Here is a 22,995-nt window from a genome sequence, read left to right on the forward strand (position 1 = left end):
ATTATTATTAATTTTATTATTTTTTAAGCTAAAAATATCTTTTAATAGTGTAAAATACCTTGTTAAATGAATTTTAAATTTCACTAATACAAGGAGAGTTTATGCTACATGAATATAGAGAATTAATGTCAGAGCTAAAAGGTAAAGATGCTCATTTTGATAAACTATTTGATCGTCATAATGAACTTGATGACATGATTAAAGATGCAGAAGAAGGTAGAACTTCTCTTAGCAGCATGGAAATTTCAACTTTAAAAAAAGAAAAGCTTCATGTAAAAGATGAACTTAGCCAATATCTAGCAAATTATAAAAAATAAGGCAAAACAATGTTTGGAAGTAAAATAAACCATTCTGATCTTCAAAAACTTGAAGAAGAAAATAAAAATCTTACACATAAAATTGAAAAATTTCAATCGGAAAATTTAGAATTAAAAAATAAAATTACATCATTAGAACAAGCGGCTTTAGAGTCTAAACTTAAAACAGATCTTTTAAATGTTTTATTAACTGGGGTTTTAAAAAATATTACTATTATTCAAGGCGATATGTTAGAAAATGTAAATAAGGCAGAAGTTATCTCTAGCTATTCTAAAACTTCTCTTGCTGAAATGGATGAACTTAACCATATTGCTAATTCTATCAATGCCTCTTTGGGAAATATTACAGAATCAGCCAATAAAACAAGAGATGTTGCAGGAACATTGCATAGAAGTGTAGATGAAATTACTAATGTAATTAATCTAATTAAAGATGTTTCCGATCAAACCAATCTTTTAGCTCTTAACGCTGCCATAGAAGCTGCACGCGCAGGTGAACATGGGCGTGGTTTTGCTGTTGTTGCCGATGAAGTAAGAAAACTAGCTGAAAAAACACAAAAAGCAACCACAGAAGTTGAAATGAATATCAACCTTCTAAAGCAAAATGCAAATGAAATGTATACTCAAAGTGAGCAAGTTGAAAAAATTTCTATAGATTCTAATGCTCATATTATGAGTTTTTCCGAAAAATTTACTCACTTAGTAAATGAAGCGCATTCTACTAATTCAAATGCAGTTGGTATCGCTTCAGAAGCTTTCGTATCTTTAGCAAAACTAGATCATATAGCTTTTAAATTAAATGGTTATAAAGAAATTTTTTCCAAATCAGGAAAGCAATTAGCCGATCATACATCTTGTCGCTTAGGAAAATGGCTTGCTAGCACAGGAAAAGAAAGATTTGGGCAAAATAAAAGCTTCTTAAAAATTAACGAGCCACATGAAAAAGTTCATGAAAATATGAATAATGCTATAACAATAGCAAATACAGAAGATATTAGCAAAGATATTACTCAACACAGCATAATTAATAAATGCGAAGTTGCTGAAAATGCATCGCTTGATCTTTTCAATGTATTTAAAGAAATGCTTGATGAGTCAGATCATTAAAATCCTAGGTTGAACCTTTTTAAGGTTTAACCTAAATAATCTTTAATTTTCCCCACTTTTCCTTTAAAAACCACATATAAGCAAAATCAAGCAAAGGCGTTCTTATCATATTTTTACATTTTTTTTCAAAATCCTGTACCTTAACATAAACAGCTTCAATCTCTTCATCATCAACTCCACCTCCAGAAGAAATTTTATCTTTTTCATCAACTTCTACGAAATAAAAGCTTTGCTTGCTTACACCTGAACCAAACCCTGTATAAAAATCTCCTATTTTTTCTAAATTTTTAGGAGCATATCCTAGTTCTTCTATACATTCTTCTTTTGCTATTTCCTCTAAAGATAATTTTTTATCCACAAGCCCAGAACAAAGCTCTATAGTATAGCCCATATCATCATCTTTTACATAATCTTTATCATGCATTTGATGATACCAAAGTGGTATACGAAATTGGCGTACAAAAATAAAACTTTCTAATTCTTTATGATACAAAAGCACTGAAACACTATCTTTAGATTCTATAAAATCCCAAGTGCAAAGCCTACCATTACTTTCATAAACAAATCTCTTAGGCTTAATATAATTTGATTTTTCAAAAGAAAGTTCTTTTAAATTTTTAAACGCCATAATAAAACCTTTTATTTATTTTTCACATTGTACTTTATTTTTGCTTTTTTGAAAATATAAAGGTGATTAAAGCCTTAAAAAATTAAAAATCATATTTATAACTTAACCAAAAACTTCTTCCTTCTGTATAATCTTGATAGCGATTTGCATATCCAGCAGGATTAGCCCCATCCCATCTTGTAACTTGCGGATCAAAGAAATTTTTATCAAAAAGATTTTGCACTGCAAAACTTAAGCTAGATTGCTTATTGATTTTATAATTTATCCCTAAATCTACTATATAAAAAGGCTTATATTTTTACCATGGCAGACTACCATTACCGCCACCTTTTGCTTTAGCTATAGTATCAAGTCTTGCTCGTGTTTTTATATAGGAACTAAATTTACCTCGCTCATAGTTTAATTTTAACATTGCTATATGTCTTGGTAAATTTTCTATTCTATCACCACCAAACCAATTTTTTTGACCATCTTTGTAGCGATTATCCATAAAAGTATAACTTGAATTTAGGCTAAAGCCATTGTAAGTTTTGGTATTAAATGCAAATTCTATACCTTTAGTCTGCGTTTTTCCAAGATTAATAGGACGCTTACAAACAATGCCATTGCTACAATTAATATCATTTTGCATACCTGTTAAATCTTCACTACTGATTTGATTTGTAAAATCAGTAATAAATCCTGTAATAGAATAATGTGCAAAATCAAATACCATAAAATCAACACCCAATTCATAATTTATACTTTCTTCTGGTTTTAAGTCAGGGTTTCCAAAATAAGCATTATTATTGGCATAATTATAATATCCATTTGTCAACTGCTTGGCAGCAGGAGTTTTATAGCCTTTTGAAACACCTCCTTTCAAGGCTATATTATCATTTAAGTGATAAACCAAATAAACCCTAGGCGTAAATTCAGAATCAAACAAATCGCTATAAATATAACGCAAACCTGTAGTAAAAATCAAATCATCGGTTATAAAATACTCATTTCCCCATAAAGCGCAACCGTGGTTTGATCAAGATTTTTACCTCTTATTTGACTACCTGCGCTCGCTTGATCATTTTTTAATATCTCATAATCAATCCTTGCACCAAAGGTATTTACTAAATTACCGTATTGACCTAAATTCCAAGGTAAAACAACCTTACCTTCTCCTACCCAAATTTGGCTATGCAGCTCCTTATCCTTAGTGCTACCATATTGTAAATATGAGTTAGTTGAATCAAAATCATAGTTACCATCATGATTTAAAACAATATTATCCTTAAAAAGTTGTCTTTCACTTTTAATAGCCCTACTACTTGTAGAATTCACTGAAATTTCATTAATATATCGCTCTATATCAAAATATATATTATTTTTATCATCTACTGTCCAATTAAGCCTAGAACCAAAACCTAAACTAGTAAAAGCACCTGGACTATGACTAGCAATTTGGTAATTATCAGGTCTTTGATTGTTATTATTCCAAACCGGTGTAGGCCATTTTAAATCAGAAGCTGCCTTATCATAATACTTCAACCTTGCAGAAATTGATAATATATCTTCAATCAAAGGAGTTGCTACATAAGCATTAAATCCCTCAGCATTACCATAGTGATTAGAGTGCTGTTGTAAAAGAGTATTAAATTCTATATTTGCTTCGATTTTATCAGGATTTTTCTTAGTGATAATATTTATCCACACCGCCTACAGCATCACTGCCATAAAGTGTAGAAGCTGGACCACGTATAACCTCAATACACTCTATCATAGACAAAGGTGGCAGATATCCTGACTCACTGCCGCTAAAACCATTATCATAAAACCCATTTGCAACACTTTGACGTTTTCCATCAATTAAAACTAGAGTATAAGAACTACCAAAACCTCGTATGCTAAAATCATAAGTGCCTGTTTTATTCATAGTCACATCTACACCTGGAATATCTCCTATAGCCTCTCCTATATCCTTAATTGGCTTTTTTCAAGCTCTTCTTTTGTAATGATAGAAATACTAGCAAGGCGCATCAACCAAATCTTGTTCAAAACCACTAGCACTAACCACAACATCATTAAGTTGATATTTTTCTTCTGCTTTTAACAAAGCTCCAGATAAAATTAAAAAACACAGTAAACTTTTTTTAAATTTTATATTTTTGATTTGAGTCAAATTAATTCCTTTAAAAATAATTATTTTGATATTTAAAATCATTTTTGAAGTATAAAAAAAGAATACTTTTAATTAACTTAATTTTGATAACAATTATAAATAATAAAATTATTTAAAAAAGCGAAGTAAAAGCCTAAGCCTCTTGATAGGCTCCAAGCTTTAAAATTTTCTGCATACGATTTGCAGAAAGTTCTCGTACATCAATATTTTCAAGTTCATTTAGAGATTTTTTTACATAATCAGCAATAGCTACTGCTGCAGCCTCTTTATTGCGATGTGCACCATTTGTAGGCTCATCTATAACATCATCAATTAAACCTTGAGATTTTAAATCATCAGCCGTTACCTTCATAGCCTTGGTTGCAGCTTCACTTTTTGCAGGATCATTCCAAAGTATTGCAGCACAACCTTCAGGAGAAATTACTGAAAAAACAGAATTTTTCATCATTACAAGTTTATCTGCAACCCCTATAGCTAACGCCCCGCCACTACCGCCTTCTCCGATAACTATAGCAATGGTCGGTATTTTCAAATCACTTAATTCATATAAATTTCTAGCGATAGCTTCACTTTGTCCTCTTTCTTCAGCACCTATTCCAGGATAAGCACCTGGAGTATCTATCAAAAATAAAATAGGAATTTGAAATTTCTCTGCAAGTCTTGCTACTCTTAAGGCTTTGCGATATCCTTCAGGATGTGGCATCCCAAAATTTCTAGCGATTTTATCTTTTGTTCCACGTCCTTTTTGCTCACCAATTACAATTATTTTTTTCTCTCCTAAATAACCCATAAAACAAACAATAGCAGGATCATCTCTAAAGGCACGATCACCATGTATTTCGTGAGCGTCATTTAAAATAAGTTCAATATAGTCAAGAGCATAAGGGCGATCTGGATGACGCGCTAATTGCAAACGCTGAAAATCACTTAAATTCTTATAAGTTTTAGAAATTTCTTTTTCAAGATTTTTCTTTAAAATCGATACAGCTTCAGTATCTCCTTTAATCTGAGCATTGATAATGTCCTCGTCAATTTGCTGAATATTTTTTTCAAAATCTAAATAAGAAGCCATATTAATCTACTTTTTTAAATACAACACAGCCATTTGTGCCACCAAAACCAAAAGAATTACTCATCACCACTTTTAAATCTACTTTTCTTGATATATTTGGAATATAATCAAGATCACATTCATCATCTTTTACAAGCTGATTGATTGTAGGTGGAACTACCCCATCTCTTAAAGCCATAACACTAACAACTGCTTCAATTGCACCTGCAGCACCCAAGCAATGACCTGTTTGTCCTTTGGTGGAACTTATAAGCGGGATATTATTGCCAAAAAGCTCTTTAATTGCTGCTGTTTCATTTTTGTCATTTACAGGGGTTGAAGTTCCATGTGCATTGATATAATCTACCTTTGGATTCCCTGCCATATTTAAAGCTTTTTTCATAGCTCTTAAAGGCCCATCTAAAGTTGGTGAAGTAATATGATGCGCATCTGCACTTTCTCCAAATCCAATTAATTCAGCATAAATCGTAGCACCGCGTTTTTTAGCCTCTTCATATTCCTCAAAAACTAAAGCTCCAGCACCTTCTCCCATGACAAAACCATCTCTTTCTTTGTCAAATGGTCTTGAAGCATGCTCTGGATCTTCATTTCTAGTTGATAAAGCTTTCATTGAAGCAAAACCACCTATACCTACAGGACAAATCGCAGCTTCTGCACCTATGACTAACATCTTTTTAGCATTTCCCAAAGCTATACTTTTATAAGCTTCTCCTATAGCATGAGTTCCTGCTGCACAAGCTGTAACACAAGAAATATTTGGCCCTTTAAGCCCATGCTCTATAGAAATCAAACCTCCTAACATATTTACAAGTGCTGAAGGTATGAAAAAAGGGGAAATTTTACGCGGACCTCGCTCGGAACAAATAATGGAATTTTTTTCTATGTTAGGCAAACCTCCAATACCAGAAGCCGAAACAATGCCAAATTCTTCTTTATCTAATTCTTCACTAAATCCAGCATCCTGCATTGCTTCTCTTGCTGCTTTAATTCCAAGTTGTATGAAACGGTCAATTTTTTTTACTTCTTTGCCATCAACAACCTCTAATGGATCAAAATTTTTAACTTCAGCTGCAATTTGAACAGGAAAGTCCGTAGCATCAAAAAGAGTAATTTTATTTACTCCGCTTTCTCCATTGCAAATTGCTTTAAATGAACTTTCTTTATCTAAACCAAGGGCATTGATCATACCAATACCTGTAACTACAACTCTTTTCAAGAATAAGCTCCTTGCAAGAAAAAAAATTATTTTTTTAGATTGTCAATATAATTTACAACATCTTCAATTTTAATTAATTTTTCAGCATCACTATCTGGAATTTCTATTTCAAATTTTTCTTCTAAAGCCATAATAAGCTCTACAACATCTAAAGAATCAGCACCTAAATCTTCAATAATTTTTGATTCCATTTTAACTGCATCTGCATCAATACTTAATTGCTCTACTACTACTGCTTTTACATCATCAAATGTTGCCATTTGTTCTCCTTCAAAAAATTAAAATAAAGCGTATTTTACTATAAAAAGCTTAAAATATTTATAGTTTTTCATTATACTTGAAAATAAAATATTAAAACATAAAGGAAAAATGATGCTTTTCTCTAATTTAATCAAAGAAAATCAAAAAATTTGGAATGCTTATCTACATCATGATTTTGTTAAAAAATTGGAAGATAAAAGCCTAAAGCAAGAAAATTTTCTTTTTTATCTCAAGCAAGATTATATTTATTTGCTTAATTACGCAAAATGTTATGCAAGATTAGCACTTAACTCAAATACTGCAAAAGAACTTCGTTTTGCTATGAAATTTCAAAATTATATAGTTGAAGGAGAAATGGAACTTCATCGTGCAATTTTATCTCTTGGCATTAATGCAGATGAACTCGATATAAAAGATGAAAGTTTAGTCAATATAGCCTATTCGCGTTATATGTTAAGCGTAGGTGAAAATGGAGATTTTTTAGATATGTTAGTTGCTCTTAGTGCTTGCGCTATAGGCTATGCAAAAATAGGTGCTGAAATTATAAATCGTTTAAAAAATGAAAATTTAAAAGATCATCCTTACAAGGAATGGATTTTGACCTATGGAAGTGAAAATTTTCAAAATGAAGCTAAAGAATTTGAAGATTTTGTTAATTCTTATACTTCAAGTGTTGGTGCACAAAAATTCCAAAAACTCAGCGAAATTTTTCATACTGTAACACGCTTAGAAGTGGCTTTTTGGGAGCATTCTTTAAGAATGGAATTAAATCTTTAAACATGGGCTTTTTGCCCATGTTTTTATGCAATTTTACTTGCATCAATAATATTATAATCTAAACCAACCATTTCTTTAGAAAGTCCTAATGCAAGTCCTACTAATTGTGATAAATGAATAATAGGCAATCTTGCTTTAGAATTAGTATAATCTTGAAATCTTTCTTGATAGATATCAAGCTGCATTTGACAAAGTGGACAAGGTGTTACAACACAATCAGCTTGATTTTCACTTGCATTATTGACAATTTGACTAGACATTTTTTTCACAGATTTTTCTGCAGGATAAGAAGCATGAAAACCACAACAATCAAGGCGTTTTTCAAAAGGAACTATTTTAGCCCCTAAAACTTCTACTACACTTTCAAAACTTTTTGGATTGGTTGAACTTTCTTTTTTACCGAAAGCATCTTCAGGTCTTAAACTATGGCAACCATAAAATAAAGCTACTTTTAAATTTGAAAGCGGCTTTTTCACCTTGCTTTTTAAATTATCCAAATCCTCATAAAGCTCCCACAAAAGACTTGTAATAGGCGTTGAACCTTGATATTTCATTCCACCTTTTGCTAAAAAAGTATTGATGCGTTCTTTTGCACCCTTATCAAGAGTATTTTTTGCTTTAGCTAAAGTTAGCATACAAGTACTACAAGTTGTAAGCATTGGCATTTTCATCTCTTCTGCTAAAGCAATATTTCTTGCATTAGCTACCAAAGTCGCAATAGGATCAACACACTGCGCTTGAGAAGCCCCACAACAACTCCACCCCTTAATTTCATTCAACTTCCAACCCAAAATAGGTGCAATAGCTTCAAGTGAAATTTTAGATTCTTTTGCAGCTTGAGATAAAACACAACCTGGAAAAAAAGCGTACTCTTTTTGCATATTTTACTCCTTAACAGCAGCTTCTTGTGCCGCCTTTATCATTTTAACCAAATCTTTATGCCCTTCTATTTCACCCTCGCCAAAAACATGCATAGGATTCATTTTTCCTGCACGCATAAGTTTAAAAGCTATATCTGTTTTACCCATAGAACCTATAACACCCTCAGAACGCAAAGCAAGATAAATTTCATTCAAGCGTCCTGAACCTTCAACTAAATCTTTATAAAAAGCTTCAGCATGATCAGGCCCTAAGCCTTCATTTAAACCTTTTTTAATCGCCATCACTCTTAAATTTGCTATATCACTTACTGAACTTATACCCTTTGGACAACGATCAGCGCACTCTTGACAATGAACACAAAGCCAAAGTCCATTCATTACGCTGGGTTTTACATGCAACATAGGATCCTTACCTCGAGAGTCCGCCGCTGCACGCCAAGCATGAGTAAAAACAAAAGGTTGCATATAATCGCTACTATCTGCTTCTAATTTATTACACTCTGAAGCACAGCTACCACATAAAATACAATCCCATTGCTTGCTAATACGATCAAATTCTTCTTGACTTTGTTTACAGCCCTTTTCCGCTGAAAATTCATTTTTTGCCACCATGGCAGGACGAATTTTTCTTAAATTTTCTATAGAAGGCTCCCAATCCACAATTAAATCAGAAATTACTCTAAAATTTCCAAGCGGAGAAATGCGTATACTTGAAGGATTATCATATTCTTTTAATAAATCTTGCATTTTAGTATCACAAGCAAGATAAGAATGCCCATTCACACGAACTGCACAAGCCCCACAAATCGCAGATTGACAAGAGGCGGTAAAATTTAAAGTAATATCTTTTGTTTTTTTAATAAAAAGTAAAAGAGAGAGCAGAGTTTTTCCTTGTATATCCTTATCATCAATATCATAACTTTGTTCATATTTTTCCTTGCCATTAAAACGATCTATGATGATTTTCATTGTACTCTCCTTCCATCAAGTGAAAACTCAGTTACCACGACATCTTTATAACTAAGTTTTAATTCATCATTTTCTAAATTTACAATGCTATGTTTTAAGAAATTTTTATCATCTCGCTTTGGATAATCTTCTCTAGTATGAGCCCCACGGCTTTCAAGTCTATTTCTAGCTGCTAAACAAGCACAGCGAGAAAGTAAAATCAAATTACCAAGCTCTACATAATCTGTAAAAGCAGTATTCATCACTTCATTAGGATTTGGAATACGAATTTTTTCATATCTCGCTTGTATATCTTCTAATTTTTTTGCTAGAAGATCGAGTTTTTCTTGAGTTCTAAAAATCCCCATATTATCCCAATTTTGACTTCCTAGCTCTTCTCGCAATTCATACATTTCTTGACCATTTCCGCCATTATTTGTAATTTCTTTAAATCTAACCTGCCATTTTTGAGCAAGTTCATGAGTTTTTGCCCCTTTTCCAAAACTTGCATCTTTAGCATAATTTGTCGCACCAATGCCTGCTAAATGCCCTGTTACAACTGCATCGGCTAAAGAATTTCCCCCTAGTCTATTAGCTCCATGTATAGAAATGCAAGAAGCTTCTCCACCTACATAAATTCCAGCAATTTTAGTACTCATATCTTCAAATTTAGCCACTTCAATTCCACCCATAGAATAATGTGCCGTTGGACGGATAGGTACAGGAGTATCTACTAAATCAATATTTTCAAAAAGCATTGCAGTGTGACGAATTTTTGGTAAATCTTTTAAAATTTTTTCTTTTCCTAAGTGGCGTACATCGCACAAAACATAAGCTCCAAGTCCCTCGCCATAACCTCTACCTTCACGAATTTCTGTTTCTATAGCACGCGCAACCATATCTCGCGGTGCAAGCTCCATTTTTTCATGGTAATTTTTCATAAAACGCTCACCACGATTATTTAAAAGATATCCCCCTTCACCGCGCGCCGCTTCTGTAATAAGAGTTCCACCATTTGCAACTCCTGTTGGGTGAAATTGTATCATCTCAGGATCTTCAAAACCAAGTCCTGCTCTAAGAGCAGCTGCCACACCATCTCCTGTGGCAATAAAAGGAGTTGAAGTTCTATTATAAAATATCCTTGTGTATCCCCCTGTAGCAATCACCAAAGCTTTGCATAACACAGGATAAATTCCACCGCTTTGTATATCTCTTAAAACGACACCCTCGCATTTTCCATCCACAACACCTATATCCAAAAGTTCATGATCCATTAAAAATTTCACACCACTACTAATAGCATCATCTAAACAAGAATGCATTAAAATATGACCTGTTTTATCTGCAGAATAGTTACAGCGTTTCTTGGAAGCTCCTCCCATTAAACGCTGAGCTACTCCACCTTGCTCATTTCTTGAAAACAAGGTTCCTATAAAATCCATATTAAAAATAGCCTTTCCAGCTAATTCGCAAAATTTTAAAGCCGCCTCTTGATCTACCAAATAAGCTCCGCCTTTAATAGTATCATAAGCATGTAATTTATAGGAATCTCCATTAGAAAAATCAGTAACTCCATTAATTCCACCCTCTGCCATACAAGTTGCGTTACGCGATGGCATCATCTTTGTAGCTACTACAACGCTTAATTTTGGATTTTCTTTTCTCACTGCGGCTGCAGCACGCAAACCTGCTCCACCTGATCCAATTACCAAAACATCGCAAGAAGGTAAATTTGTATCTTTATCCATCTTAGATGAATCATCTAAAGCATAAACTCCACTTGAACTTGCAACTAAAGCTCCTACACTAATACAGGCTGTTTTTATAAAATCTCTTCTAGAAAATTCACCCATATCATTCTCCTTATTTAAAAAAATTAATAATAATTTTTAATGTAAGTCAATCTTACATAACCGCATGCCAAAAATCCAAAAACAAACTCTCCTTTCAATATAAAATGGATTAAAAACAAATTTATAATTTAGTAAATATAAAAAAGCATAAGATAAGTAATCAAAGAAGATAGATGAATATAATAAAATAAATATTAAAAAATTTTTGCAATATATCATAATCTATTCCTTGCAAATTAAACGGAATGATTATACCTTAAAAAAAATAACAAAAAGTTAATATTAATTAAGATAATATTTATCTTAATTAATATATAGTTAATAAAATTATCAAATCATTAAGCCTTAAAAAGCTTAAATTCTCCATTCACAAATTGCATTCTAGCGCTTAAATGATCAAGATAAAAAACTTCAAATTTTGGATTTTGCGGAGTTTCATAAAGATTTACAAGATAAGGATATTTTTTAAACATCATTTTTTTAACTTCTAAATTTGGTTCAAAAACCGCATTAGCTCTAAGTCTTAAAAAAGTCCCATCTTTTGCACAAGAACAAAATTCAATACCATTATAATTTTTTATATGCTTAAAAAGTCCTTTTGTATTTGCTGTGCAAAAATAAATTTTATCTCCCACAAGCAATGGACTTTGTATAGGACGCACTCTAGGATTTCCACAAGTTCCTAAAGTGGCTAAAAATGCTGGTGCATTATCATCTAAAAATTGTGCTATTTCTTTTAAATCCATCATTTTTCCTTACATATATAAACCACCATTGATCTTAAGCACATCGCCTGTCACATAAGAGGCATAATCACTAAGTAAAAACGCTACACAATTAGCCACTTCTTCAGGTTCTGCAAAGCGTTTTAAAGGGATATTGTCTTGATAGGTTTGTTTGATTTCATCACTTAAAACTTCAGTCATATCGCTTTTTATGAAACCTGGAGTCACACAGTTAAAGCGTAAATTTCTACTTGCTCCTTCTTTAGCAAAAGATTTAGTCATAGCTATCATTCCACCTTTACTAGCAGAATAATTTACTTGTCCAGCATTGCCCATTTCTCCGACAATAGAAGCGATATTTACAACAGCACCAAAACGTTTTTTACTCATGGTTTTTAAAGCTTCTCTACAACCTAAAAAAGCTGAGCTTAAATTTGTATCTACAACGCTACTAAAGTCCTCTAATTTCATTCTTAAAGCAAGTTTATCATTTGTAACGCCTGCATTATTTACAAGATAACTTAATTCTCCATCACTCTCAACTATAGTTTTTACACCGTTTTCAAACTCATCTTCTTTGCTTGCATCAAATTTAATCACAGCAGCAACGCCACCACTTGCAATAATTTCATCTTTTAAAGCATCTGCAAGTTCAGGTTTTGAACGATAATTGATCCAAACTTTAAGTCCAAAACCCGCCAAAGTTTTTGCGATAGAAGCACCTATTCCCTTACTTGCTCCAGTAATTAAAACATTTTTTCCACTAAATTTCATTATCTATCCTTAATAAGTTTAATTTTAAAAATTGCAATCTTAACAAATTTCTTATAAAAAAGGCAAACAAACTAAAATAAAGCCTCATTCATTTCTTTTGGAATTTCTAAGTCTAAAATTTTAAGCACGCTTGCAGCGATATTGCTAAGCCCCATATTATCTTTAATCTTTGAAACTCCCTTTGCTTGCACAAAAACAAAAACATCAAAAGTGGTGTGATTGGTAAGCAAATTTCCTTTTTCATCTTGCATAGCCTCGCAATTTCCATGATCACTTGTAATGATAAAAGCATAATCATGCTTTTTTGCACATTCTATAATCTCGCCCAAACAAGTATCCACCGCTTCGACAGCCTTTATAGCAGCATTAAAATCACCTGTATGTCCAACCATATCTCCATTTGCAAAATTTACCACTATAAAATCCTCACCCTTTTCTATGCCTTTTTTCACTGCATCACACACTTCAAAAGCACTCATTTGGGGTTTTTCATCATAAGTTTTTACCTTGGGGCTTGGGATTAAAACCCTTGTTTCATTTTCTAAAAGCTCTTCTTTTCCGCCATTAAAAAAGAAAGTTACATGGGCGTATTTTTCGGTTTCTGCGGTATGAAGCTGACTAAGCCCTGCTTTAGAAATCACTTGCGCTAAAGTATTTTCAATTTTTTCTTTTTCAAAAAGCACAGGGAGTTTAAATTTATCATCATAAACACTCATAGTAAGTAAATTTTCAAAGATTTTTTCGCGTTCAAACTCTTTAAAATCCTTAGAATTTAACACTTCAACAAGTTGTTTCATTCTATCATTTCTAAAGTTGATAAAGATAATGCCATCTTCTTCTCTCATGCCCTTGTAATTCTCATTTTGAGCTGCTTTGATAAACTCATCAGTAACATTTTCATCGTAAGATTTTTGTAGGTATTCTAATAAATTTGGCACTTTATAAGCCTTACCTAACAAGCACTCACAATACTCTTTTACCCTATCCCAACGCTTATCTCTATCCATAGCATAAAAACGCCCACAAAGCGTAGCAAAATGCACGCCTAAGTTTTCACAAAATTCTTTTAAATCTTTTATGAAATTTAAGCCACTTTTTGGACTTACATCACGCCCATCAGTGATTGTGTGAGCAAAAACTTCATTGCCATTTTTCGCACAAATTTCAAGCATGGCTTTAAAATGCGTATCCATAGAATGTACCCCGCCATCACTATAAAGCCCTATAATATGCACTCTTTTACATTTTGCTAAAAGTTTTTGTAAATTCTCATTTTTTTCAAGTTCTTTGTTTTCAATGACTTTATTAATACGCACTAAATTTTGATAAATAATACGCCCACTTCCTATACACATATGCCCTACTTCACTATTTCCCATCTGCCCTTCTGGCAAACCTACAGCTAAACCACTCGTTTTTAGTAAAGAATTTGGGACTTCCTTAAAAAGCTTTTCATAACTTGGTTTTTTAGCTGCTTCAAAAGCATTAAACTTACTATTCTTATTATACCCTATTCCATCTGTAATAATTAAAACGCATTTTTGCTTCATTTTTCTCTCTTTTATAAGAATTTTTTTGGTTAGATTTTACTAAAATTAAACTTTTAAAAACCAAAAAGAAGGCTAGGTTTTGTATTATCTTTCAGATTTAAGTCATTATGCTTTTTTTACTTATATTAGTGTGCGTGCAGGCTTTGCATTTTTTATCGCTTTATGTTTGTCTTTATTTTTAATGCCTAAATTTATTACTTGGGCAAAAGCTAAAAATGCTAGTCAACCTATTTACGAATACGCCCCAGAAACTCATAAAACCAAATGCCATACTCCAACCATGGGTGGGCTTATTTTCATCAGTTCTGCGGTAATCGCAAGTTTATTTTGTATCAAATTTGATAATATTTTTGCTATAAGTGCTTTACTTTGTTTGATACTTTTTTGTTTGATAGGCCTCATAGATGATTTAGGCAAAGTTCTAAAAAAAGATAATCATTCAGGACTTAGTCCAAGAATGAAGCTTTTAGCACAAATCATCGCTGGACTTATTTGCATCTTACCTTTATATTTTAGTTCAGAGCTTAGCACGGAACTTTTTATACCTTTTTACAAACACCCTCTTTTTGATATGGAAATTTTTGCCATTGCTTTTTGGATTTTGGTTTTAATTTCTAGCTCTAATGCTGTAAATTTAACCGATGGACTTGATGGCTTAGCTACAGTTCCAGGCATTTTTTCTTTATCTACTTTAGGGATATTCTTATATTTGAGTGGAAATTTAAATTATAGTGAATATCTACTTTTGCCAAAAATTCAAGGACTTGGTGAAGTAGTGATTATTTGTGCAGCGCTAATTGGTGCTTTAATGGGATTTTTATGGTACAACTGTTATCCTGCACAAGTTTTTATGGGAGATAGTGGAAGTTTAGCTTTAGGTGGCTTTATAGGATTTTTAGCCGTTATTAGCAAAAATGAAATTTTACTTTTACTCATAGGTTTTGTTTTTGTTCTTGAAACTGTTTCTGTAATTTTACAAGTTGGAAGTTTTAAAATTTTTAATAAAAGAGTATTTAAAATGGCGCCTATTCATCATCATTTTGAAAAAGTTGGCTGGGTGGAAAATAAAATTATAGTGCGTTTTTGGATGATAGCCTTACTTTCAAATTTGCTTGCACTTGCATCAATAAAGCTAAGATAATGAAAATTTCACTTTTTGGATACGGAAAAACCACACGTGCTATTGCTGAAAATTTAGTAGATAAATTTGGACCTTTTGATATTTATGATGATCATTTTACAGAAACAAAAAAAGATACACTAGGAAATTTACTTTTAAATCCTAATGATTTTGATGATAATTTAAGCGACATTGAAATTCCTAGTCCAGGTTTTCCACCAAAGCACAAACTCATTCAAGAAGCAAAAAATTTACAAAGTGAATATGACTTTTTTTACGATGTCATGCCAAAATCTGTTTGGATAAGTGGAACTAATGGAAAAACAACCACTACTCAAATGGCTACACATTTATTATCACATATTGGTGCTGTTATGGGTGGAAATGTTGGAACTCCTTTAGCAGAGCTTAATCCTTATGAAAAACTTTGGATACTTGAAACTTCATCTTTTACCCTACACTACACTCATAAAGCTAAACCTGAAATTTATGCACTTTTACCCATCAGTCCTGATCATCTTTCTTGGCATGGAAGTTTTGATAATTATGTTCAAGATAAGCTAAGCGTTTTAAAAAGAATGAATGAATGTGATGTAACAATACTGCCTAAAATTTATGCAAATACTCCAACAAAAGCTCATAAAATAAGCTATGAAGATGAAAAAGATCTAGCTGTTAAATTTGGCATTGATACGGAAAAAATTTCCTTTAAAAGTCCTTTTTTACTCGATGCTATCATGGCTTTAGCTATAGAAAAAATTCTACTTGATACTTTAAGCTATGAGCTTTTAAATAGCTTTGTAATGAAAAAAAATAAACTCGAAGAGATTAAAGACAGTCAAAATAGGCTTTGGGTAAATGACACTAAAGCCACAAATGAAAGTGCAGTAATGGCTGCGCTTAGTCGCTATAAAGATAAAAAAATCCATCTTATCATAGGGGGAGATGATAAGGGTGTAGATCTTAGTAATTTATTTGATTTTATGAAAGGATTTGATATAGAACTCTATGCTATAGGCATTAGTACCGAAAAAATGCTTGATTATGCAAAAAAAGCGAATTTGAAAGCCTATAAATGTGAAGTTTTATCTAAAGCTGTAAATGAAATTTCAAATCACTTAAGAGTCAATGAAGTAGCTCTTTTAAGTCCCGCTTGTGCAAGTTTAGATCAGTTCAACTCTTACGCAGAGCGTGGAAAAGTCTTTAAAGAATGTGTGAATAAAATTTAATTTATTTTACTTTTCATAGAAAATTTTAAATTTTATCCTTCTAGTATTTTCAAACCCCTAAAAACACCCTATTCTCTCTAAAAACCCTAACCAGCAGCAAACTCTTTTTTAAACACGATTCTAAGTATCATCTAAAACAACAATAAAAATAAACATAGGATTTATATATAAAGTAAGTAATGAAGACATTTAACAAGTCCGCAATGAGCTACTTTCCCCCTGCCAGTAAGGCGTAGTATCATCACCCACGATGTGCTTAGCTTCTTGGTTCGGGATGGAGCAAGGCGTTTCCACATCTGTATAATCACGGACATTGTTATTTAAATATTCTTTGAAAGATTGAATTTAAAAAATAAAGCTTAATCTTTTATTTCTTTACTTTTTTCTTTATTCTCTTTCTTCTTTTCTTATCTTTTATCTTTGATAAGTTTTTATATAGAATACTTAAAAAACAATGTTAAGAGCAAGTTCTAATACAAACTCTACTTGAAAGATTTCTATTAAACTCTAAATATTATCTATATTCAAAGTCTTCTTAAAAACCTTAACAAGGAAGTGATGCTTTATTAAAGATAAGCCAAACGCTCTATTAGTACTGGTCAGCTAAAGGACTTTCATCCATTACACACCCAGCCTATCAAACTAGTAGTCTTCTAGAGAGCTTAGAGAAGATTCATCTTAGAGTTGGCTTCACGCTTAGATGCTTTCAGCGTTTATCCTTTCCAAACTTAGCTACGCTGCGATGCTCTTGGCAGAACAACAGCTACACCAGTGGTTTGTTCAACCCGGTCCTCTCGTACTAGGGTCAAATCTCTTCAATCTTCTTACGCCCACGGCAGATAGGGACCGAACTGTCTCACGACGTTCTGAACCCAGCTCGCGTACCGCTTTAAATGGCGAACAGCCATACCCTTGGGACCTGCTCCAGCCCCAGGATGCGATGAGCCGACATCGAGGTGCCAAACCTCCCCGTCGATGTGAGCTCTTGGGGGAGATCAGCCTGTTATCCCCGGGGTACCTTTTATCCTTTGAGCGATGGCCCTTCCACACAGAACCACCGGATCACTAAGACCGACTTTCGTCTCTGCTTGACTTGTATGTCTTGCAGTTAAGCTGGCTTATACCTTTATACTCTACGAACGATTTCCAACCGTTCTGAGCCAACCTTTGTAAGCCTCCGTTATTATTTGGGAGGCGACCGCCCCAGTCAAACTACCCACCAGACATTGTCCCACTTGAGGATAACTCAAGCTGGTTAGCTACCCAAATAAGAAAGAGTGGTATCTCAACAATGGCTCATATACAACTGGCGTCATATACTCAAAGCCTCCCACCTATCCTGCACATTCTTATCCAAGTAGCAGTGTCAAGCTGTAGTAAAGGTCCACGGGGTCTTTCCGTCTTGCCGCGGGTAGGAGGAATTTTCACCTCCACTACAATTTCACTGGATCCCTCTTTGAGACAGCTCCCATCTCGTTACGCCATTCATGCAGGTCGGTATTTAACCGACAAGGAATTTCGCTACCTTAGGACCGTTATAGTTACGGCCGCCGTTTACTCGGGCTTCGATCAAGAGCTTCGCTAATGCTAACCCCATCAATTAACCTTCGAGCACCGGGCAGGCGTCACACCCTATACATCCTCTTACGAGTTAGCAGAGTGCTGTGTTTTTGGTAAACAGTCGGGAGGGACTCTTTGTTGTAAGTTTCCTTGCTTTCGGAGTAAATCCTAATACAAAGCTAACCACACCTTATACCGAAGATACGGTGCTATTTTGCAGAGTTCCTTAAAGAGAGTTCTTCCACGCGCCTTAGAATACTCATCCCACCCACCTGTGTCGGTTTACGGTACGGGCAACATTAGCTAAACTTAGAAACTTTTCTTGGCTCGACGGCATCAGGGGTTCTTCTATCCATCCGAAGACTTCAAAAAGCCTTTCAGTTCTCGGAGTATTGTTATACGGATTTGCCTGTATAACCTCCTACGACCTTAGACTAGCACTTCCATCCGCTAGCCCCCTTAGCCCTAAGCGTCCTTCCATCGCACACTAATGTTGGTATTGGAATATTAACCAATTTGCCATCGTCTACCCCTTTCGGACTCGACTTAGGACCCGACTAACCCTACGATGACGAGCATCGCGTAGGAAACCTTGGGTTTACGGCGTTAATGATTCTCACATTAATTATCGCTACTCATGCCTGCATGCTCACTTCTATTCGCTCCAGCACTCCTTACCGGTATACCTTCGACGCAAATAGAACGCTCTCCTACCACTTGCACACAACTTAAACTACTTAACTTTAGTCTAAGAATATTTTTACTGATTTTACTAAGTTTTATTTCTATCTTTACTCTATAAAAATCAGTAAAAATATAACTAAACATATAACTTAGTTTCTCATATTCTAAACTTAAATAATCTAAGTTGTGTGCAAGTCTACAGCTTCGGTACTTACTTTAGCCCCGTTATATTTTCCGCGCAAAATCACTAGACCAGTGAGCTATTACGCTTTCTTTAAAGGATGGCTGCTTCTAAGCCAACCTCCTGGTTGTTTAAGTAACTTCACATCGTTTTCCACTTAAGTAAGATTTAGGGACCTTAGCTGGTAGTCTGGGTTGTTTCCCTCTTGACGACGGATTTTATCACTCGCCGCCTGACTGCTGTGATTACATATAAGGTATTCGGAGTTTGATAGGGTTTGGTACATTGGTGTATGCCCTAGCCCATTCAGTGCTCTACCCCCTTATATTACGACACAACGCTATACCTAAATATATTTCGGAGAGAACCAGCTATCACGAAGTTTGATTGGCCTTTCACCCCTATCCACAAGTCATCCCGGGGCTTTTCAACGCCTATGGGTTCAGTCCTCCACTAGTTCTTACACTAGCTTCAACTTGCTCATGGATAGATCACTTCGTTTCGGGTCTGCAGCATCTGACTAAGCGCCCTATTCAGACTCGCTTTCGCTACGGCTTCGCGTTTGCTTAACCTTGCCAGACACCACAACTCGCAGGCTCATTATGCAAAAGGCAGTCCATCACCCTGTATTGCTACATAGGGCTCTGAATGATTGTAAGCAAATGGTTTCAGGTTCTATTTCACTCTGATCACCTCAGTTCTTTTCACCTTTCCCTCACGGTACTTGTGCACTATCGATCTGGTATTAGTATTTAGGGTTGGATCGTGGTCGACCCGGATTCAGACAGGATTCCTCGTGTCCCGCCCTACTCAGGATACTGCTAGCTAAGGTTTGTTTTTCGCATACGGGACTATCACCCTCTATGGTTATACTTTCCAGAATGTTCTGCTAAACTTACCTCTTGCACATTGCAGTCCTACAACCCCCAGTGCAAGCACTGGGTTTGCCCTCTTGCGCTTTCGCTCGCCGCTACTGACGCAATCTCTATTGATTTCTTTTCCTGAGGGTACTAAGATGTTTCAATTCCCCTCGTTCGCTCCTATATAGGTAATGTATATCTCTATACATTGGGTTGCCCCATTCGGAAATCTACGGATCAAAGCTTCTTGACAGCTCCCCGTAGCTTATCGCAGTCTAGTACGTCCTTCATCGCCTTTACCAGTCAAGGCATCCACCATTCGCTCTTAGTAGCTTACCTTTTTTACCTTTTATTATTGATTCTAAAACGCATCACTTCCTTGTTAAAGTTTTTATGATAAGACTTCTTTATCTTAAGACGGAAAGCATTCAAACACTTAATATAAAACTAAATGATTTAGTCTCAACTAAGCTGTGAGTTTGAAACTTGTCTTTAATTTATAATCCTTAAATCTAATATTCTCTTTATTCATAGAAGAGAAGACAGCTAAAAGTTAAGTTAAACTAAAGAAAAGATAAATAGGTTTTATCCTTTAACAAGTCCTGTAAAATTGTTTTTATTAAAACTTGCTTGTGACTCTTAACAATGATAATTAAAAGAACATTTAGGTTTAAAACCTAAAGGAAGTATATATATTAACATAATCATTATAAATATAAATGCATAATGTATATGCTACTTATATCTATTAAAGTATATTCTTTTATAGTTAAAGATAAAAATAAATCTAAGTATAGAGTTTATATTTTATATTTAATCTATTTTATATACTTGCTTTAGATTTTAAAGCTTCTTTATTCAAATCTTTTTTATGGTGGGCCTAACAAGACTTGAACTTGTGACCTCACCCTTATCAGGGGTGCACTCTAACCAGCTGAGCTATAGGCCCTTAATAAATGGTGGAGAATAGCGGGATCGAACCGCTGACCTCCTGCGTGCAAAGCAGGCGCTCTCCCAGCTGAGCTAATTCCCCATAAACAATTAGCTTTATCATCAATCTTTGAAATCTAAACAAGAATCAATTGAGTTTATATATTGAAGTAATAGTTGTGAGACTTATTACTTTGTACTCTAGAAAGGAGGTGATCCAACCGCAGGTTCTCCTACGGTTACCTTGTTACGACTTCACCCCAGTCGCTGATTCCACTGTGGACGGTAACTAGTTTAGTATTCCGGCTTCGAGTGAAATCAACTCCCATGGTGTGACGGGCGGTGAGTACAAGACCCGGGAACGTATTCACCGTAGCATGGCTGATCTACGATTACTAGCGATTCCGGCTTCATGCTCTCGAGTTGCAGAGAACAATCCGAACTGGGACATATTTTATAGATTTGCTCCACCTCGCGGTATTGCGTCTCATTGTATATGCCATTGTAGCACGTGTGTCGCCCTGGGCATAAGGGCCATGATGACTTGACGTCGTCCACACCTTCCTCCTCCTTACGAAGGCAGTCTATTTAGAGTGCTCGGCCGAACCGTTAGCAACTAAATACGTGGGTTGCGCTCGTTGCGGGACTTAACCCAACATCTCACGACACGAGCTGACGACAGCCGTGCAGCACCTGTCTCTAAGTTCTAGCAAGCTAGCACCCTCTTATCTCTAAAAGGTTCTTAGGATATCAAGCCCAGGTAAGGTTCTTCGCGTATCTTCGAATTAAACCACATGCTCCACCGCTTGTGCGGGTCCCCGTCTATTCCTTTGAGTTTTAATCTTGCGACCGTACTCCCCAGGCGGTACACTTAATGCGTTAGCTGCATTACTGAGATGACTAGCACCCCAACAACTAGTGTACATCGTTTAGGGCGTGGACTACCAGGGTATCTAATCCTGTTTGCTCCCCACGCTTTCGCGCCTTAGCGTCAGTTGAGTTCCAGCAGATCGCCTTCGCAATGGGTATTCTTGGTGATATCTACGGATTTTACCCCTACACCACCAATTCCATCTGCCTCTCCCTCACTCTAGACTATCAGTTTCCCAAGCAGTTTAATGGTTAAGCCATTAGATTTCACAAGAGACTTGATAATCCGCCTACGCGCCCTTTACGCCCAGTGATTCCGAGTAACGCTTGCACCCTCCGTATTACCGCGGCTGCTGGCACGGAGTTAGCCGGTGCTTATTCCTTAGGTACCGTCAGAATTCTTCCCTAAGAAAAGGAGTTTACGCTCCGAAAAGTGTCATCCTCCACGCGGCGTTGCTGCGTCAGGGTTTCCCCCATTGCGCAATATTCCCTACTGCTGCCTCCCGTAGGAGTCTGGACCGTGTCTCAGTTCCAGTGTGACTGATCATCCTCTCAGACCAGTTAAGCGTCATAGCCTTGGTAAGCCATTACCTTACCAACTAGCTGATACTATATAGTCTCATCCTACACCGAAAAACTTTCCCTACTCAACTTGTGTTAAGCAGGAGTATAGAGTATTAGCAGTCGTTTCCAACTGTTGTCCTCTTGTGTAGGGCAGATTAACTATACCTTACTCACCCGTGCGCCACTAATCCACTTCTAGCAAGCTAGAAGCTTCATCGTTCGACTTGCATGTATTAGGCACGCCGCCAGCGTTCACTCTGAGCCAGGATCAAACTCTCCATAAAAATTATAGATAGTTTAATCTTTTTCTTCAAAGAAAAAGTTATGAAAGATTAAAAGAAAAACTTTTAATCTTTTTAATTATTAGATTGAATAGATTTTACATAATTACTTATGCCTAAATCTTTCTGGCTCAATCGATCACTTATTTAGATTTCAAAGATTGACTAATAAGATTTGAATAACAATACTAAGTTAAAAGAACAAAACAAAAAATCATTTTTAAAAGAAAAGTTTTTAAATTAAAAAACAAGATTTATAAAAAAGCTTTTAGTTTATAAGACAAAAACCAAAAGAGTTAATTTATAAAATCTACTAAGCTAGTGAAACTTTATAATTTAAAAGATTTTAAGTCCTTTTTTCAAAAAAAGGAAATGAAAGTATAACCAATTAAACTTAAAAGGGGATTAAACAAAGGATTAAATAGTATAAATATTTGTGTAAGTATTTATAT

General features: G+C 34.7%; 16 protein-coding genes, 2 tRNA genes, 3 rRNA genes and 2 pseudogenes. 6 read left to right on the plus strand and 17 right to left on the minus strand.

All coding sequences use genetic code 11. From position 1 onward, the window contains the following. The first annotated feature begins 101 nt into the window (after positions 1–101). The 3 genes and pseudogenes from AJ882_RS06795 (at position 102) to AJ882_RS09745 (ending at position 1,424) form a co-directional block, all read left to right on the plus strand. Complete coding sequence (locus AJ882_RS06795) at positions 102–317, plus strand: YdcH family protein (RefSeq protein ID WP_002855201.1); 216 nt, start codon at positions 102–104, stop codon at positions 315–317. 420 nt (positions 318–737) lie between these two features. Next, positions 738–986 (plus strand): annotated as a pseudogene (locus AJ882_RS09740) (methyl-accepting chemotaxis protein); the annotation flags it as partial. 3 nt (positions 987–989) lie between these two features. Continuing rightward, positions 990–1,424, plus strand: coding sequence for a CZB domain-containing protein (locus tag AJ882_RS09745; protein ID WP_370651196.1), 435 nt, complete (start codon positions 990–992; stop codon positions 1,422–1,424). 31 nt (positions 1,425–1,455) lie between these two features. On the opposite strand, the gene AJ882_RS06805 is transcribed toward AJ882_RS09745, so the two are convergent. The 5 genes and pseudogenes from AJ882_RS06805 to acpP form a co-directional block, all read right to left on the minus strand. Beyond that, positions 1,456–2,052, minus strand: a complete 597-nt coding sequence (locus AJ882_RS06805; protein ID WP_002867620.1) for an NUDIX domain-containing protein — start codon at positions 2,050–2,052, stop codon at positions 1,456–1,458. 82 nt (positions 2,053–2,134) lie between these two features. After that, positions 2,135–4,207: pseudogene (locus tag AJ882_RS06810) on the minus strand (TonB-dependent receptor domain-containing protein). Between the two features lie 133 nt (positions 4,208–4,340). Beyond that, positions 4,341–5,279, minus strand: a complete 939-nt coding sequence (locus AJ882_RS06815; protein WP_002867621.1) for an acetyl-CoA carboxylase carboxyltransferase subunit alpha — start codon at positions 5,277–5,279, stop codon at positions 4,341–4,343. A gap of 1 nt (position 5,280) precedes the next feature. Continuing rightward, positions 5,281–6,495 (minus strand): beta-ketoacyl-ACP synthase II, encoded by a 1,215-nt coding sequence (locus AJ882_RS06820; protein WP_002867622.1) that lies wholly within the window; start codon positions 6,493–6,495, stop codon positions 5,281–5,283. Between the two features lie 26 nt (positions 6,496–6,521). Continuing rightward, positions 6,522–6,755, minus strand: a complete 234-nt coding sequence (acpP, locus tag AJ882_RS06825) for an acyl carrier protein (RefSeq protein ID WP_002867623.1) — start codon at positions 6,753–6,755, stop codon at positions 6,522–6,524. 109 nt (positions 6,756–6,864) lie between these two features. Here acpP and tenA point away from each other — a divergent pair, with 109 nt between their 5' ends. After that, positions 6,865–7,533, plus strand: a complete 669-nt coding sequence (tenA, locus tag AJ882_RS06830; protein WP_002864183.1) for a thiaminase II — start codon at positions 6,865–6,867, stop codon at positions 7,531–7,533. A gap of 23 nt (positions 7,534–7,556) precedes the next feature. Here tenA and sdhE read toward each other — a convergent pair whose 3' ends face one another. The 7 genes from sdhE to gpmI form a co-directional block, all read right to left on the minus strand. Beyond that, complete coding sequence (sdhE, locus tag AJ882_RS06835) at positions 7,557–8,414, minus strand: 8-methylmenaquinol:fumarate reductase membrane anchor subunit (protein ID WP_002867624.1); 858 nt, start codon at positions 8,412–8,414, stop codon at positions 7,557–7,559. A gap of 3 nt (positions 8,415–8,417) precedes the next feature. Next, positions 8,418–9,383, minus strand: a complete 966-nt coding sequence (gene sdhB, locus AJ882_RS06840; RefSeq protein WP_002884828.1) for an 8-methylmenaquinol:fumarate reductase iron-sulfur subunit — start codon at positions 9,381–9,383, stop codon at positions 8,418–8,420. Beyond that, positions 9,380–11,215 carry an 8-methylmenaquinol:fumarate reductase flavoprotein subunit gene (sdhA, locus tag AJ882_RS06845; RefSeq protein ID WP_014517188.1) on the minus strand — a complete coding sequence of 612 codons (1,836 nt, stop codon included), beginning with the start codon at positions 11,213–11,215 and terminating at the stop codon, positions 9,380–9,382. The genes sdhB and sdhA overlap by 4 nt, the downstream gene beginning before the upstream one ends. A 338-nt stretch (positions 11,216–11,553) precedes the next feature. Then, positions 11,554–11,964 carry a pyridoxamine 5'-phosphate oxidase family protein gene (locus AJ882_RS06850; RefSeq protein ID WP_072227260.1) on the minus strand — a complete coding sequence of 137 codons (411 nt, stop codon included), beginning with the start codon at positions 11,962–11,964 and terminating at the stop codon, positions 11,554–11,556. A 6-nt stretch (positions 11,965–11,970) separates the two neighbouring features. Beyond that, positions 11,971–12,714: a 3-oxoacyl-ACP reductase FabG gene (gene fabG, locus AJ882_RS06855; protein ID WP_002859879.1), complete on the minus strand. Its 744-nt coding sequence runs from the start codon at positions 12,712–12,714 to the stop codon at positions 11,971–11,973. Then, positions 12,704–12,802, minus strand: a complete 99-nt coding sequence (locus AJ882_RS09725; protein WP_002869268.1) for a hypothetical protein — start codon at positions 12,800–12,802, stop codon at positions 12,704–12,706. The genes fabG and AJ882_RS09725 overlap by 11 nt, the downstream gene beginning before the upstream one ends. Beyond that, entirely contained in the window at positions 12,786–14,264 is a 1,479-nt protein-coding gene (gene gpmI, locus AJ882_RS06865) for a 2,3-bisphosphoglycerate-independent phosphoglycerate mutase (RefSeq protein WP_002867628.1), read from the minus strand. The genes AJ882_RS09725 and gpmI overlap by 17 nt, the downstream gene beginning before the upstream one ends. Before the next feature lie 79 nt (positions 14,265–14,343). On the opposite strand from gpmI, the gene mraY reads away from it, so the two are divergent. Both mraY and murD read left to right on the plus strand, forming a co-directional pair. Continuing rightward, positions 14,344–15,405, plus strand: a complete 1,062-nt coding sequence (gene mraY / locus AJ882_RS06870) for a phospho-N-acetylmuramoyl-pentapeptide-transferase (protein ID WP_002858494.1) — start codon at positions 14,344–14,346, stop codon at positions 15,403–15,405. Next, on the plus strand, positions 15,405–16,613 hold the full coding sequence (murD, locus tag AJ882_RS06875) for a UDP-N-acetylmuramoyl-L-alanine--D-glutamate ligase (protein ID WP_070279705.1): 1,209 nt from the start codon (positions 15,405–15,407) through the stop codon (positions 16,611–16,613). Before mraY ends, murD begins: the two co-directional genes overlap by 1 nt. Before the next feature lie 195 nt (positions 16,614–16,808). On the opposite strand, the gene rrf is transcribed toward murD, so the two are convergent. From rrf to AJ882_RS06900, 5 genes are all read right to left on the minus strand, one after another. Next, a 5S ribosomal RNA gene (gene rrf, locus AJ882_RS06880) occupies positions 16,809–16,925 on the minus strand. A 256-nt stretch (positions 16,926–17,181) separates the two neighbouring features. Continuing rightward, positions 17,182–20,237 (minus strand): 23S ribosomal RNA (locus AJ882_RS06885). A gap of 533 nt (positions 20,238–20,770) precedes the next feature. Beyond that, a tRNA-Ile gene (locus AJ882_RS06890) sits at positions 20,771–20,847 on the minus strand. A gap of 8 nt (positions 20,848–20,855) precedes the next feature. Continuing rightward, a tRNA-Ala gene (locus tag AJ882_RS06895) sits at positions 20,856–20,931 on the minus strand. Positions 20,932–21,033: 102 nt separating this feature from the next. Beyond that, positions 21,034–22,546: ribosomal RNA gene (locus AJ882_RS06900) — 16S ribosomal RNA — on the minus strand. The 16S, 23S and 5S rRNA genes sit together here with 2 tRNA genes alongside, the layout of an rRNA operon. Positions 22,547–22,995: the final 449 nt, after the last annotated feature.

This window comes from Campylobacter sp. BCW_6461, assembly GCF_001762735.1.
In the GTDB taxonomy this organism is placed as follows: Bacteria; Campylobacterota; Campylobacteria; order Campylobacterales; family Campylobacteraceae; genus Campylobacter_D; species Campylobacter_D jejuni.